General features: G+C 71.5%; 12 protein-coding genes and 1 pseudogene. 2 read left to right on the forward strand and 11 right to left on the reverse strand.

What is annotated here, in order from left to right:
- Positions 1-117 precede the first annotated feature (117 nt).
- A complete protein-coding gene (locus E1281_RS40510; protein WP_207943503.1) occupies positions 118-273 on the forward strand; it encodes a hypothetical protein in 156 nt (51 codons plus the stop codon).
- Positions 274-345: 72 nt separating this feature from the next.
- On the opposite strand, the gene E1281_RS26720 is transcribed toward E1281_RS40510, so the two are convergent.
- From E1281_RS26720 to E1281_RS26755, 8 genes are all read right to left on the reverse strand, one after another.
- Positions 346-1,614 carry a thymidine phosphorylase gene (locus E1281_RS26720; protein WP_131882446.1) on the reverse strand — a complete coding sequence of 423 codons (1,269 nt, stop codon included), beginning with the start codon at positions 1,612-1,614 and terminating at the stop codon, positions 346-348.
- Between the two features lie 13 nt (positions 1,615-1,627).
- On the reverse strand, positions 1,628-2,032 hold the full coding sequence (locus tag E1281_RS26725) for a cytidine deaminase (RefSeq protein ID WP_131882447.1): 405 nt from the start codon (positions 2,030-2,032) through the stop codon (positions 1,628-1,630).
- A 5-nt stretch (positions 2,033-2,037) separates the two neighbouring features.
- Positions 2,038-3,396, reverse strand: a complete 1,359-nt coding sequence (locus E1281_RS26730; protein WP_131882448.1) for an ABC transporter permease — start codon at positions 3,394-3,396, stop codon at positions 2,038-2,040.
- Complete coding sequence (locus E1281_RS26735; RefSeq protein ID WP_243717433.1) at positions 3,393-4,751, reverse strand: ABC transporter permease; 1,359 nt, start codon at positions 4,749-4,751, stop codon at positions 3,393-3,395. Before E1281_RS26735 ends, E1281_RS26730 begins: the two co-directional genes overlap by 4 nt.
- Complete coding sequence (locus E1281_RS26740; protein WP_131882449.1) at positions 4,748-6,286, reverse strand: ABC transporter ATP-binding protein; 1,539 nt, start codon at positions 6,284-6,286, stop codon at positions 4,748-4,750. The genes E1281_RS26735 and E1281_RS26740 overlap by 4 nt, the downstream gene beginning before the upstream one ends.
- A gap of 132 nt (positions 6,287-6,418) precedes the next feature.
- Positions 6,419-7,441, reverse strand: a complete 1,023-nt coding sequence (locus tag E1281_RS26745) for a BMP family ABC transporter substrate-binding protein (RefSeq protein WP_243717435.1) — start codon at positions 7,439-7,441, stop codon at positions 6,419-6,421.
- A gap of 261 nt (positions 7,442-7,702) precedes the next feature.
- A complete protein-coding gene (locus E1281_RS26750; RefSeq protein ID WP_243717437.1) occupies positions 7,703-9,211 on the reverse strand; it encodes an amidohydrolase in 1,509 nt (502 codons plus the stop codon).
- A gap of 178 nt (positions 9,212-9,389) precedes the next feature.
- Positions 9,390-10,556, reverse strand: a complete 1,167-nt coding sequence (locus E1281_RS26755; protein WP_131882450.1) for a glutamate--cysteine ligase — start codon at positions 10,554-10,556, stop codon at positions 9,390-9,392.
- Between the two features lie 536 nt (positions 10,557-11,092).
- Here E1281_RS26755 and E1281_RS26760 point away from each other — a divergent pair.
- Positions 11,093-12,316, forward strand: a complete 1,224-nt coding sequence (locus E1281_RS26760; protein WP_243717439.1) for a D-alanyl-D-alanine carboxypeptidase — start codon at positions 11,093-11,095, stop codon at positions 12,314-12,316.
- A 55-nt stretch (positions 12,317-12,371) separates the two neighbouring features.
- On the opposite strand, the gene E1281_RS26765 is transcribed toward E1281_RS26760, so the two are convergent.
- The 3 genes and pseudogenes from E1281_RS26765 to E1281_RS26775 all read right to left on the reverse strand — a co-directional run.
- Positions 12,372-13,496 (reverse strand): YihY/virulence factor BrkB family protein, encoded by a 1,125-nt coding sequence (locus E1281_RS26765; protein ID WP_131882451.1) that lies wholly within the window; start codon positions 13,494-13,496, stop codon positions 12,372-12,374.
- A 53-nt stretch (positions 13,497-13,549) separates the two neighbouring features.
- Positions 13,550-14,260, reverse strand: coding sequence for a 2'-5' RNA ligase family protein (locus E1281_RS26770; protein WP_243717440.1), 711 nt, complete (start codon positions 14,258-14,260; stop codon positions 13,550-13,552).
- A pseudogene (locus E1281_RS26775) lies at positions 14,250-14,852 on the reverse strand (tryptophan--tRNA ligase); the annotation flags it as partial. The gene E1281_RS26770 and the pseudogene E1281_RS26775, both read right to left, overlap by 11 nt.

A 14,852-nucleotide genomic window follows, 5' to 3' on the forward strand; every position in this document is an offset into this window, starting at 1 on the left:
GTACAGGCCCACCCCCTCCCCCGGAGGTAGGAACCGGAACGCGTCGCGGGTGGGCGGCGTCCCATTCGCGAACGGGGGCCGATACCGATGTTGCACAGCATCTTCGTTTGGAAGTGCATGATCCTCGGCACGCTGATGTCCCTGGTCGGCGTGTTCTTCCTCGGGACCATGCTCGTCACATGGGACTGGGCGGCGTGGCCGGTCCTGTTCCTCTTCTTCGTTCCAGGCGCCCTCTTCTTCTTGATGGCGTACCTGAAGGAGTTCTGGTTCTGACGCCCTCCCCTAAGACGGGAACCGCGTAGTCGTCCATGAGCCCAAAGTAGTCGGCCGTCCTGACAGTCCCGCTCAGGAGATCCGGTCGATCACCAAGGGGTGGAGGGACGGGGTGCCGCCGATCTCGTAGGCGCCTTCCAGGGATTCCAGGGCGCGGGGCAGGCGGGTCTCGTCGTCCGCGTGGAGGGTGAGGAGCGGCTGGCCTTTCGTGACCGTCTCGCCTGGTTTGGCATGGCAGATGATGCCCGCGCCGGACGAGACCGGCTCCTCCTTGCGGGCGCGGCCCGCGCCCAGGCGCCACGCGGCGACACCGACCCCGTAGGCGTCCAGGCGGGACAGGACGCCGGAGGCCGGGGCGGTGACGGTGTGGGTCTCCCGGGCGGACGGGAGCGGCGCGTCGGGGTCGCCGCCCTGGGCGGTGATCATGCGGCGCCAGACGTCCATGGCGGAGCCGTCCTTGAGCGCTTCGGCCGGGTCCCTGTCCGGCAGGCCGGCGGAGGCGAGCATCTCGCGGGCCAGGGTCAGCGTCAGTTCGACCACGTCGGACGGGCCGCCGCCCGCCAGCACCTCGACGGACTCGGCCACCTCGACGGCGTTGCCGACCGCGTTGCCCAGCGGGCGGTCCATGGCCGTCAGGAGGGCGACGGTGCGCAGGCCGTGGTCGGCGCCGATCGCGACCATCGTCTCGGCCAGCTCGCGGGCGTTCCCGGCCGTCTTCATGAACGCGCCGGAGCCGACCTTGACGTCCAGGACGAGCGCGCCCGTGCCCTCGGCGATCTTCTTCGACATGATCGAGGACGCGATCAGCGGGATCGACTCGACCGTCCCCGTCACGTCGCGCAGCGCGTAGAGCTTGCGGTCGGCGGGGGCGAGGCCGCTGCCCGCCGCGCAGACCACCGCCCCGGCGGAGCGCAGCACGTCCAGCATCTCGGCGTTCGACAGCGACGCCCGCCAGCCCGGGATCGACTCCAGCTTGTCGAGCGTGCCGCCGGTGTGGCCGAGCCCGCGGCCGGACAGTTGCGGGACGGCCGCGCCGCACGCGGCCACGACGGGCGCCAGCGGCAGGGTGATCTTGTCGCCGACGCCGCCGGTGGAGTGCTTGTCGGTGGTCGGGCGGTCCAGCGCCGACCAGTCCATGCGCTCACCCGACCGGATCATCGCCTCCGTCCAGCGGGCCACCTCAAGACGGGTCATGCCGTTCAGCAGGATCGCCATCGCCAGTGCCGACATCTGCTCTTCGGCGATCGCGCCTCGCGTGTAGGCGTCGATCGCCCAGTCGATCTGGCCGGGGGTCAGGGTCCCGCCGTCGCGCTTGGCGCGGATGACGTCGATGGCGTCCACAACGTCCCCCCTCTCAGGCTCTTTCGATCAGGTCGTCGGGGCCGAAGGCGTCCGGCAGGACGTCCGACATGGGCAGGATGCCGCGGGTCGTCTCCAGCAGCATCGGGGCGCCGCCGTGCTCCCAGAGGAGCTGGCGGCAGCGTCCGCACGGCATCAGCGGGTCCCCGTGCCGGTCGACGACCGACAGCGCGACGAGGCGGGGCCGCTCCGACTTCCCCGGCCCGTGCAGCGCCGACACGATCGCGCACTCCGCGCAGAGCCCGACCCCGTACGAGGCGTTCTCGACGTTGCATCCGGTGATGACGCGGCCGTCGTCCACCAGGGCGGCGGCGCCCACCGGGAAACCGGAGTACGGGCAGTACGCGCGCGTCATCGCCTCCCGCGCGGCGTCGCGCAGGGCGGGCCAGTCGATCTCCATATCCGTTATCGTGCCTCACCGCGCCGGTACTTGAGGCCGTTGGCGGCGGGCATGCGGAGCCGCTGGCTGGCCAGCGCCAGGACCAGCAGGGTCGTCAGGTGCGGCGTGAACGAGACCAGCTGCCCGGGGACGATGTCGCTCAGCATGAACCAGACGAGCAGCCCGGCCGCCGCCACCAGCGCCAGCGCGGAGCCGATGTAGGCGGTGCGGACCTCGCGCCGGGCCGCGTCGGTGACGGCGTGCGGACGCAGCCTGCCCGCCCGCACCGCCTGCCAGACGGCGGCGCCGATCAGGAGGATCGCCACGAACAGCAGCAGCGCGTGGACGGCCTCCCCGCCGCCGCGCACGTTCATCGCGTCGGTGTAGCCGAACAGCAGCGACCCCGCGGTGAGTCCGCCGGGGCGCCAGTTGCCGAAGATCATGGCGGCGAGGCCGATGAAGCCGCGGCCGTTGGTCTGGCCGTCCTGGTAGAGGGGGGCCGCGACGGTGACGAGGAACGCCCCGGCCAGGCCGGAGAACGCGCCCGAGATGGTCACGGCGGCGTACTTCATCCGGTACACCTTCACGCCGAGCGACTCGGCGGCGTACGGGTCCTCGCCGCAGGAGCGGACCCGCAGCCCGAACGGCGTCCGCCACAGGACCAGGAAGGTGAGCGGCACCAGCAGCAGCGCCACGAGCGTCAGCAGCGACATGCCGCTGGTCAGCCCGCGCAGGATGCCCGCGAGGTCGGAGACCAGGAACCAGTGGTGCCGCTCCAGCGACCCGAGCCAGTCCGGGCTCTGCCAGCCGCCGATCTTCCCGCCGGACAGCACCGGCATCGTCAACGTCATGATCGGATCGACCGTCGGGGACTGCCGGGGGCCGCCGCCGAGCGCCTTCGCCTCCCCGGTGTCGAAGATCAGCCCGGCGAGGAACTGCGTGAGCCCGAGACCCAGGATGTTGATCGCGACACCGGACACGATGTGGTCCACGCCGAACGACACGGTCGCGACGGCGTGCAGCAGGCCGCCGAGGGCGCCGCCGAGGATCCCGGCCGCCACACCGATCCACGGGCCCCACTGGTAGCCGGCCCACGCGCCCGTCCACGTCCCGAGGATCATCATGCCCTCGAGACCGATGTTGATCACGCCGGACCGCTCCGACCACAGCCCGCCGAGACCGGCCAGGAAGATCGGCACGGCGAGGCGGAGCGCGGCGCTGACCGTCCCGCTGGACGTCACCGAGTCGGCGTCGTCGATCACGCGGACCAGCGACAGCAGCACCAGCAGCCCGGACGCGATCAGCAGGTAGTGCGGCCAGCGCAGCCGGCGGCGCCCGCCGTTCGCGGGCCGCTTCGCGGCCGCCGTCTCGGTCGCGGCGCTCATGAACGGCTCCCCGTGGACTCGCGGGCCAGGTCATGGCCCGTGGCCAGCTCGGTGGCGACGGCCCGTTGCTGCACGGCGATCTCCCAGCGCCGGACGAGCTCGTACACGATCACGACGGTCAGCACGACCACGCCCTGCATGACGCTGACGATCTCCTTCGGCACGTCCACCGCCTGGAGCACGTCCGAGGTCTGGTCGAGGAACGCGAACAGCAGCGCGGCGAGCGCGATCCCGGCCGGATGGTTGCGGCCGAGCAGCGCGATCGTGATGCCGGTGAAGCCGAGCCCCGCCGGGAAGTTCAGCGAGTACTCGTAGGACGCGCCGAGCAGCTCCGGCATGCCGATCAGTCCGGCGACCATCCCGGACGCCAGCATCGTGTAGACGATCATCCGGCGGGCGTTGACCCCGCTCGCCCGCGCGGCGGACTGGGACAGGCCCGACACCTTCAGGTCGAACCCGAACCTGGTGCGGTTGATGACGATCCAGAACACGATCCCGACGAGGATCGCCATCGGCAGCAGCCCGTACATCTCGCTCGGCAGGTCGAGCCCGATCGAGGACAGGAGGCCGTTCAGCGGACCGACCCGTCCCGACTCGGGGATCTGCGGGGTCGCGATGTTGTTGCTGCCCGGCCGGACCTCGGCGAGCCGGTCGTCGTGCAGCAGGTAGGCGATCAGGCCGGTCGCGATCGCGTTCAGCATGATCGTGGACAGCACCTCGCTGACCCCGCGGGTCACCTTCAGCACCCCGGCGATCGCGGCCCACAGCCCGCCGACCGCCATCGCCGCGACGATCACCAGCAGTTGGCCGAACGGGGCGGGCAGCGTCACCGCCCCGCCGAGCACGGCGGCCAGGAACGCGGCGAGCCGGTACTGGCCGTCCACGCCGATGTTCAGCAGCGCCATCCGGAACCCGATCGCCACCGCGACCGCGGACAGGTAGTAGCGGGTGGCGCGGTTGACGATGTCGACGATCGAGTTGTCGGTGGTGCCGTACTCGATCATCGCCTGGATCGAGCTGAACGGGTCGGCGCCGGTGACCCGCAGCAGGACCATGGTGATGAGGAGCGAGATCAGCAGCGCCAGCACCGGCGCCCCGATCTTCAGCCCGAGCCCGGTGGGCCCGAGCCCCCGCAGGATCGCCTTCCACGCCGGCACCGCCTCAGGCCCCCCGCCCTCGGGCGGGTCCTCGGAGCCGGACTTGGTGAGGTCGGGCTTCGATGCACCTGCCCCGGCCTTGCCGTCAGGTTCGGCGCCGGACGGGTCGTTCGGTCCGGCGTCGCTCGGCCCGGCGTCCTTCGGGTCGGCGTCGTTCGGTTCGCCGTCGTTCGGTTCGCCGTCCTTCGGGCCGGTCACGACGCGTCTCCGGCGCCGGTCATGGCGGAGCCGAGGTCCTCCGGGGTGACGGTCTGCGGGTCGACCTCCGCGACCAGCCGTCCCCGCAGGATCACGTGCAGGGTGTCGGACATTCCGATGAGTTCCTCAAGGTCAGCGCTGATCAGCAGCACGGCCAGCCCGGCGGCGCGGGCCTGCCGCAGGTAGTCCCAGATGGCGGCCTGGGCGCCGACGTCGATACCGCGGGTGGGGTGCGCGGCGATCAGCAGGCGCGGCTCGCCGGACATCTCCCGCCCGACGATGAGCTTCTGCTGGTTGCCGCCCGACAGGGCCGCCGCGGGTACCTCGATCCCCGGGGTCCGCACGTCGTAGTCCTGGACGATCCGGGTGGTGTCGCGGCGGGCGCCGCGCCGGTCGATCCACGGGCCGCGGACGTTCGGGGGCCGGGTCTGGTGTCCCAGCATGCGGTTCTCCCAGAGCGTCCCCTCCAGGATGAGCCCGTGGCGGTGCCGGTCCTCGGGGATGTAGGAGATGCCGGCCTCGCGGCGGCGGCGGGTGCCCCAGTGGGTGATGTCCTCGCCGCCGTAGTCGATCGACCCGGCGTCCGCGGACTGGAGCCCCATGATCGCCTCGATGAGCTCGGTCTGCCCGTTGCCCTCGACGCCCGCCAGCCCGACGATCTCGCCCCGTCGGATGCGCAGCGACACGTCGTCCACCACGGGGCGGCCCTCGGGGGTGAGCACCGTCAGCCCGCCGACCTTCAGCTGCACGTCCTCGGTGACGGTCGACTCCCGCAGCTCCGGGGTGGGCAGCTGCGACCCGACCATCAGCTCGGCCAGCCGGCGGGAGGTGACCTCCGCGGGGGCGAGCCCGGTCGCGACGGTGGTGCCGCGCCGGATCACCGAGATCCGGTCGGCGACGGCCAGCACCTCGTCGAGCTTGTGCGAGATGAACAGCACGGTCAGGCCCTCGGCGCGCAGCTCCCGCAGGTTGCCGAACAGCTCGTCGACCTCCTGCGGGACGAGCACCGCGGTCGGCTCGTCCAGGATCAGCACGCGGGCGCCCCGGTAGAGCACCTTGAGGATCTCCACGCGCTGCCGCTCGCCGACGCCCAGCTTCTCGACCAGCACGTCGGGGTCGACGCGCAGCCCGTACGCCCGCGACATCTCGCTGATCTTCGCGCGGGCGGCGGCGAAGTCGATGCGGCCGCGGCGCCACCCCTTGGCGCGGGGCTCGGCGCCGAGGACGACGTTCTCCAGGACGGTGAGGTTGTCGGCCAGCTTGAAGTGCTGGTGGACCATGCCGATGCCGCGGCCGATCGCGTCGGCCGGGGTGCGGAAGGAGACCTGCTCGCCCTCGACCTCGATGGTGCCCTCGTCCGGCCGCTGCATCCCGTAGAGGATCTTCATCAGCGTGGACTTGCCGGCGCCGTTCTCGCCGCAGAGCGCGTGCACCTCGCCGCGCTCGATGGCGAGGTCGACGTCGCGGTTGGCCACCACCCCGGGGAACCGCTTGGTGATCGATGTCAGCCGCACGGCCGGCACCTGCTCGGGCACGGGTGCCCCTTCCTCCTGGTTCGGGATGCGCACCGGACGTCACCCCCGCTGAGATGACATCCGGTGCGCGGTTACGTCACGACCGAAACCGGCCGCCACGGCACGGTGCGGACGGCGTCCCGGCCCCGGGTGTCAGGGCTTCTCCGGCACCTTGATCTCGCCCGAGACGATCTGGGCCTTCAGCTTCTCCAGCTGCTCCTTGATGTCGTCGACTTTGCCGCCGGACGTGGAGTAGCTGATGCCGCCGCTCTTCAGGTCGTACACCTTGGAACCGGCCTTGAACTGGTCGTCGTCGACGCTCTTGATGAAGTCGAAGACCGCGACGTCCACGTTCTTCACCATGGACGTGAGGATCTGCTCCTTCACGCCGGCCACGGCGGGCTGGTTGTACTGGTCGGAGTCGACGCCGATGACCCACTTCTTCGCGGCGCCGACGGTCTTGATGACGCCGATCCCGGCCGCGCCGGCGGCGTGGTAGATGACGTCGGCGTCCTGGTCGAGCTGGCCCTTGGCGGCCTCGTTGCCGAGGCTGGTGTCCTGGAAGCCGTTGAAGTTCGGCGGCTGGGTCAGGTACTTGGCCGGAAGAATCTCGATGTCGGGCTTGGCCTTCTTCGCGCCCGCCTCGTAGCCGGCCTGGAACCGCTGGATCAGCGGGACGTTGACGCCGCCGATGAAGCCGATCGTGCCGGTCTTGGACTTCAGCGCGGCGGCGGCGCCGACCAGGTAGGAGCCCTCCGCCTCGGCGAAGCACGCCGCGGCGACGTTCGGGCCCTCGACCTTGCAGCCGTCGGCGTCGACGACCAGGAACTTGGTGTCGGGGAACTCCTTGGCGACCTTGTTCACCGCGGCCGTGTAGGCGAACCCGATGCCCATGATCGGGTTGACGCCCTGGTTCGCCATCAGCCGCAGGCGCGACTCCTTGTCCGCGTCGGACTCGTCGGGCTTGGCCGAGATCTCTTCGGTCTCGACGCCCAGTTCCTTCTTGGCCCGGTCGAGCCCGGCGGCGGCCGAGTCGTTGAACGACTGGTCGCCGCGGCCGCCGATGTCGTAAGCGAGTCCGACCTTCATGGTGTCGCCGTCGCCGCCGCCGGTGTCCGCCTCCTGGCCGCCGCATCCGGAGGCGGCGAGCGTCAGCACGGCGCTCGCCACGGTCACGAGGGAAATCTTCAGTCCACGGCGCAAGGTAGCGCTCCTTCCGTTCCCCACCAACGGTCCGGGGCCGGTCCGGCCACCGAATCGATCGGACGCTACCTCGCTAAAGCGGGCAAACTTCCTGCGTGCACCGATTCGCAACAGGTCCGTTACCAAGGCGTAGGCATATCGCCACTGGTCAGCACGGGTCGGCGCACACGGACCCGCCGTGGCCGAGGGACACGTGAAACGGGAGGGCGTGACGGGGGATGGGAGCTCGGGGGCCTACGCCAGCGCGGCACCCTCGATCGGCTCGGCGTCGCGGGGACGTCCGCCCTCCCACAACGCGGTCAGCGCGGTCGCGCTGAGCACCCGCACGCCGACCGCGACGCACCGCTCGTCGACGTCGAAGTCGCCGCGGTGCAGGTCGTACTCGCCGGGCGATCCGGGGGTGCGGACGCCGAGCCGCGCGAGCGCCCCGGGGATCGACTCCAGGTACCAGCCGAAGTCCTCGCCGCCGAGGCTCTGCGGGGTGGGCACGACGCCCTCCTCGTCGATGACCTGCGCGGCGGCGTCGCGGAACATCTGCACGCTGGTCGCCTCGTTCACGGTCGGCGGGACGCCGCGGACGTATTCGAGGGACGCCTCGACGTCGTAGGCGGCGGCGACCGACTGCAGCAGCGACTTCATCATCTCCGGGGCGCGGTGCCACGCCTCGTCGTCCAGGCAGCGGACGGTGCCCTCGGCGATCCCGTCGTCGGGGATGGCGTTGGCGACCGAGCCGGCCGAGACCCGCCCCCACACCAGCGACAGGCTGGAGCGCGGGTCGACGCGCCGCGACAGCGCCGACGGCAGCTCGGTGACGATCTTGGCGAGGGCGTACACGAGGTCGGCGGTCAGGTGCGGCCGGGCGGTGTGCCCGCCGGGGCCGGTCACCTTCACGTACACCTTGTCGCAGGCGGCGGTGATCGGGCCGGTGCGCAGCCCGAGCTGGCCGACCTCGATGCGGGGGTCGCAGTGCAGGGCGAACGCGCGGTCGACGCCGGCGATGCCGCCGGCGGCCATCACGTCCAGGGCCCCGCCCGGGGTCTCCTCGGCGGGCTGGAAGATCAGGCGCACCCGTCCGGGGAGCAGCCCGGCCTCGGCCTGCTGCTGGAGGAACAGGCCCGCGCCCAGCACCATCACGGTGTGGACGTCGTGGCCGCACGCGTGCGCGACGCCGGGGACCGTCGAGCGGTAGGGGGCGTTCTCCTTCTCGTCCTCCAGCGGGAGGGCGTCGATGTCGGCGCGCAACGCGACCGTGGTGCCGTCGGAGGGCCCGATGTCGCAGAACAGGCCGGTGCCGCGCGGCAGGATCACCGGCTCCAGGCCGGCCTCGCGGAGCCGCTCGGCGAGCCTGCCGGTGGTGCGGTGCTCGGCGTAGCCCAGCTCGGGGTGCATGTGCAGATCGCGGCGGAACTCGATCAGCTCGTCCTCGTGGGCGGCCAGGAACGCGTCGAGCTGCGGCTGCAGGACGGCGCCGCCGAGCACCTCCGAACCGGCGGAGGCGGCGCCGGGGGCCGGGGCTCCCGGCACGATCTCGCCGGTCACCGATGCCTCCCGGCCGGCGGGCGGCTCCTCGCCGGCCGCGAGGTCCTTGCGCACGGGTCCGCTCTCGCGCGCCGACACGATCTTGGCGGCCTGCGCGGCCTCGCCGGCGGCGGTCCCGCGTTCGTCCCGGCCCGCGGGACCCCGCGGTCCCGGGGCGGCGGGTGGTTCAAGGCCGGGCATCACCCCGGGTCCCGGATGTGTCATCTGCGCCCCCTGCGCGACGGCGGAGCCGGAGGGCCTCCGCCCGGTGGTCTCGTCCTTCGTCTTGTTCGTTTTCTCCCCAGGCCTTTCGCACGCGCCGCGATCCTGACCGGCGCCGCGGTCCGGGGCGGGATGGTCGGGGTCCGCGGCGCCGGGCGCCTTTCCCGGTGTGGCCGGCTCCTCAGGCTCCGGCATGTGCCACCTCCCCCAGTGTGACGAACCTGTCCTCGGCGAGCTCGGTGATCGCCGCGTCGACGATGTTCTCCAGCGTCCCGCCCTCGGCGCGGATCGCGCGCTGGCGCTCGTACGGGGCGCCGTGCTCCAGGACCTCGCCGGCGATCTTGAGCTCCTCGGCGCAGCCGAGCCGGTCGGCGACCGGCTCCAGCTCCCTGATCAGCTCGTACAGGTCATCGCGGAGCGGGGCGGTGTTCCCGGAATCGTCGGTGATGACGATGGCGTCGAGCCCGTACCGGGTCGCGCGCCACTTGTTGTCGCGCACCACCCAGGCGGCCGGCCGCGGCAGGGTGTAGCCGCGGTCGAGCTGCTGCTCGAACAGCGTGACCAGGCTCTGGCACAGCGCCGCCGCCATGCCGACCTCGCGCATGGTGGGGATGCCGTCGAACATCCTGATCTCGACGGTGCCGAAGTCAGGGTGCGGGCGGATGTCCCACCAGACCTCCTTGATGCTCCGTATCGTTCCCGAACGCAGCAGCGTGTCCATGTAATCCTCGAAGGCCGCCCAGTCGTCCAACGAGTGGGGAGGTCCGGCCGTCGGCAGCTGACCGAAGACGACCGCCCTACAGGACGCGAGGCCGGTATCGCTGCCGCTCCAGAACGGGCTGGACGCGGTGAGCGCCAGGAAGTGCGGAAGGTAGGACGAGAGCGCGTTGACGATCGGGATCGCCTTGTCGCCGTCGGAGACGCCGACGTGCACGTGAACGCCGAACGTCTGGATGCGCCGGGCCAGCCACTGCATCTCCTCGATGAGCTGGGCGTAGCGCCGCATGGGCGCCATCACCGCGTCCCGCCAGTCGCTGATCGGGTGGGTGCCCGTACAGGCGAGCTCGATACCGCGTTCGGCGGCGGCCGACCGGAGGGCCGCGAGGGTGCCGGCCAGGTCGGCCTTGGCCTCGCCGACGGTGTCGCAGATGCCCGTGACGACCTCGACCGTGGACTCCATCAGCTCGTGCCGGACGCGCGGGTTGTCGCCGTCCTCGCTGAGATAGGGCAGGGCTGCGAGCACCTCGCGTGCGTCCTGCCGCAGGTGCCTGGTCTCCGCATCGACGAGCTGGATCTCCCACTCGACACCGAGCGTCGCCCCGTTCGATGCGTTGAAGTCAATGGCCACGGCCAACCTCCGTCCACAATCCTTGCAGGTCGTTGCGTGGCACGTGGCGCAATTCAGCCAGCGGGTCCCTAAGCCTGGACAAACGCCGGTCCAGGTCACGTGTTCGCTCCATGATGGCGCTCGCGCCCGCGACCCCGCCGGGTCTCCATGCCCTTTGCGGTCCAATTGACTCATGCGGGCGGTCAGCGAGCACGGCCGGGCCCTACCTTCCGGTCATCGATCTTGCGTGCGACACCATCCGATCGAACTAGTCAGCCCGTCCCAAAATACCGCCGATGACGGACTGTAACCAATAGTGGTCGTCACGTACGTACTGTAATGGGAGCATCCGCACCATGCGTCACTTTCGTCGCATGCTTGCCGTCGCCGCGTCGGGGTACCCGTTCGCCGGATACGTCGCCTACTCTTCGGGGGGAGTCATGGGCGTCGAGCGCGTGCGCGCCGGGAGCGATCGGGCTTCCACGGAAACGAGGAGCGTCGGAAGCTTGCGAGCAGAGCGACGAGGGCGGACCCGTACGCGCCGCCCCCTGACCGTTGTGACCGTCCCCGTGGCCGCGGCCTCGCTCGCCGTGGCGCCCGTCCTGGTCGCGGCTCCCGCCACGGCCGCGCCGCAGGCCGGACGGCCGGCCGCGCCGCACGCCGCGCCGTCCGGGGCGCCGTCCGGGGCACCCGGAGGGGAGACGGTCGGCGGCCCGCAGCTCGCCGGCCGGGGCGTCGTCGTCAACAAGGCCGCCGGCGTCGCCGGCCTGCCGAAGATCAAGGCGTCCTCGTACCTGATCGCGGACGCCGGCACCGGGGACGTCCTGGCCGCCAAGGACCCGCACGGCGAGTACCTGCCCGCGAGCACGATTAAGACGCTGACCGCGCTGGCCCTCGTCCCCAAGCTGGACGGGAACCACCAGGTGCGGCCGTCGCAGGCGGCGTGCGACGTCGAGGGCACCAAGGTCGGGATCACCCCGAAGATGCGCTACAAGGTCTCCGACCTGTTCCACGCGATGCTGATGATGTCGGCCAACGACGCGTCGGTGGCCCTGGCCGAGGCGAACGGCGGCCTGGAGAAGACGCTCGCCGACATGAACGCCGAGGCCAAGCGGATCAACGCGCACGACACCGTGGCCGGGTCGGTGAACGGGCTGGACAAGGACCTGGGGCTGAACGTCCGCACCATGCACACCTCGGCGTACGACCTGGCGCTCATCCTGCGCGAGGGGATGAAGAACCCGGCCTACCGGACGTACATGCAGACCATCGACCACAAGTTCCCGGCGCCGCCGAGCAAGAAGGAGCGCAAGCGGGGCAAGAAGGTCGGCGGGTACCCGATCCACACGCACAACCACATGCTGCCGGGCGGGCGGGACGCCTACCGCGGGATGCTCGGCGGCAAGAACGGCTACACGATCGCCGCCGAGCAGACGTTCGTCGCCCAGGCCCGGCGCGGCGGGCACACGATCGTGGTCGCGCTGATGAAGGCCGACAAGCCGCCGTCGGAGTACGCGGCCAAGCTGCTCGACTGGGGCTTCGCGTCCCGCGGCAAGGTCGAGCCGGTGGGCGTGCTCGTCTCCCCCGGCAACGCGGAGCAGGCCAAGAAGGACGCCGACTCCGGCGTGCTGCCGGACGCGCCGCTCGCCAACGACGACACGTCCCGCACCCGGCTGCTCGTGGGCGGCGGGGCGGTGGGCGCCCTGCTGGCGGTCGCGGCCCTCTTCGCGGTGCTGCGCCGCCGCCGCCGTTTCGAGAAGTCCCTCGGCCGCCGGCCGTAGCCCGACGCCTTCCGATCCCCGCCCCGCCCTGCCGCCGGGCCCTGCCGCCGGCCGCTCAGGTCTTGATCGGTTTGCCCTGTCCCGTCTTGGTCTCGTCTCGTACCGTCTTGGTCTCGTCCCGGCCCGTGCTGGTCTCCTCCCGGCCCGTCTTGGTCGCGTCCTGGTCTGTTCTGGTGGGCGCTTCTTCCCGTTCGGGGTCGTCCGGTCGGGTGCGTTCGCGGAGGGCCTCGACCTCTTCGCGGTCGGCGACGTTGTCCGGGTTGGCGGCGTCCGCGGTGAGGACGACCACGCGGGTCGCCGTCCACGCGGCGACGAACAGCATGAAGCGGGACACGAGGTTGATCCACACCATCAGGCCGACCAGCACGGCGAACGTCCCGTAGACCGGGTTCTCGGTCACCCGCGCGAGCAGGATCGTCGCGACCTGCTTGAGCACCTCGAAGCCGACGGCGCCGAAGAGCGCGCCGCGGATGATCCGCCGCCAGGGCGCCCGGGTGCCCGACAGGCGGGTGAACAGCATCAGGAAGACCGCGGTGTTGAACGTGATCGCGCAGGCGAGGGACAGCATCCGCAGGCCGGTGCCCGCGCCGGGCACGTCCTCCAGGCCGAGCCATCCGAGGACGGTGCCGGTGGCGGACGTCGTGACCGTCGTGACCGCCATGCCGCAGATCAGGATCACGCCGAGGAGCGCCAGGACCGACAGGTCCCAGAGCCGCTTGACGACGTAGTTGGCATCGCCGTCGGGCTCGTTGCCCCAGATGTCGCGGAGCCCCTCGCGCAGCATCTGCATCCAGTTCGAGCCGGTGATCATCAGCGCGGCGAGGCCGATGATCCCGACGGCCGTCTTGGACTGGGCGATCTGCTCGACGTGGATCTCGCCGGCCAGGCCGGGCAGCAGCGAATCGATCGCCCGGACGAAGTACCGGCGCGCCTCGTCGCTGACGCCGACGAGATAGCCGAGCAGCGCGTACCCGAGGGCCAGCAGCGGGAAGAACGACAGGAAGGCGTAGCAGGTCAGGGCCGCGGCGAGACGGTCGCCGCGCCTGTCCTGGTACCGCCGGAACGCCCGGATGTGGTGGGCGAGCCACGGGTGGCGATCGCGGGCGCCGCGCAGCAGGTCCTTCCCTTGACCGAGAAGAGACTCGCTCCGCCGCTGAACACGGTTGATCACCTGCCGCATGGAGGCAACCTACCCAGCGCATGCCAGCCGATACCGCAGACGGTAATCAATCGTTAAACGCTGCGTTGCCCGTCCGGGTCCGGGCCTCCCCGGTCGAGGGAGCCGTGCGGGGCGGGCCCGCCCTCGCCGAAGACGAAGTCGTACCGCGGGCGCCACACCCCGTCCAGGCCGTGCTCGTAGAGCGAGAAGCCCCAGACGTCGAAGTCGGCGCGGTAGCCGGCCAGCTCCTTGAACGCACGGTCCATGACGTCGTCGGCCAGGTGGTGGGCGATGGTGACGTGCGGGTGGTACGGGAACGGCAGCGGCCGGGCCAGCGGACCCGACAGGACCCTCGCCTGGACGTGCTCGCAGCCGCTGAATCCTTCGGCCAGCGCCACGAAGACGACCGGGGACACCGGTCGGAACGTTCCGCTGCCGCGGAGCCTGATGGGGAACGGCCGCTCGGTGCGGGCGATCTCCCGCAGGTGCCTCTCGATGGCGTCCAGCGCCTGGCCGGGGACTTCGGTCGGCGGGAGCAGGGTGATGTGCGTCGGGATCGCGTGGGCGAGGGGATCTCCGAAGGAGGCACGCCTGGCCTGTAGGAACGCGCCGTGCGGGTCGGGGATCGGGATGGCGACGCCGATCGCGCGGACATCGGCCCCGGGACCGGCGCCGCCGCGTTCGCCGGGCGCGGCCGGGGTTCCGGGCGGCGCGCCGCCGCCCGCGGAGGGCGGTTCCCCCGCGCCCTCCGCGGCGTCGTCGTCGGCCGAGCGGTCAGTGACCACGTCCCACGAACCCCACCCGTTCGCGCACGATCTCCATCGTCCGCGCAGCGACCTTGGACGCGCGCCCGGCGCCCTGGGCGAGGACCCGGTCGAGCTGGGCCTCGTCGTCCAGCAGCTTGAGCGTGCGTTCCCTGATCGGCGTGAACGTGTCCAGGACGATCTGCGCCAGATCCTTCTTGAACTGCCCGTACCCGGAGCCCTCGTACCGGCGCTCCAGGTCGGGGATGGACGTGCCCTCCAGCGCGGAGTAGATCCGCAGCAAGTTGGTGACGCCGGCCTTCTTCTCCTCGTCGTAGACGACCTCGGTGCCGGTGTCGGTGACCGCGCGCATGATCTTCTTGCGCATCGGGCCGGGCTCCTCCAGCACGTCGATGATCCCCTGCGGGGTGGAGGCGGACTTGCTCATCTTGGCGTCCGGCTCCTGGAGGTCGGTGATCTTCTCCGCGCCCGGCGGGATGTGCGCCTCGGGCGGGACGAAGGTCTCGCCGAAGCGGTGGTTGAACCGCTGCGCGAGGGTGCGGGTCAGCTCCAGGTGCTGCCGCTGGTCCTCACCGACCGGGACGCGCAGCGTCGGCCCCCCTGTGGTGGGACG

This window comes from Actinomadura sp. KC345 (genome assembly GCF_004348515.1).
In the GTDB taxonomy this organism is placed as follows: Bacteria; Actinomycetota; Actinomycetes; order Streptosporangiales; family Streptosporangiaceae; genus Spirillospora.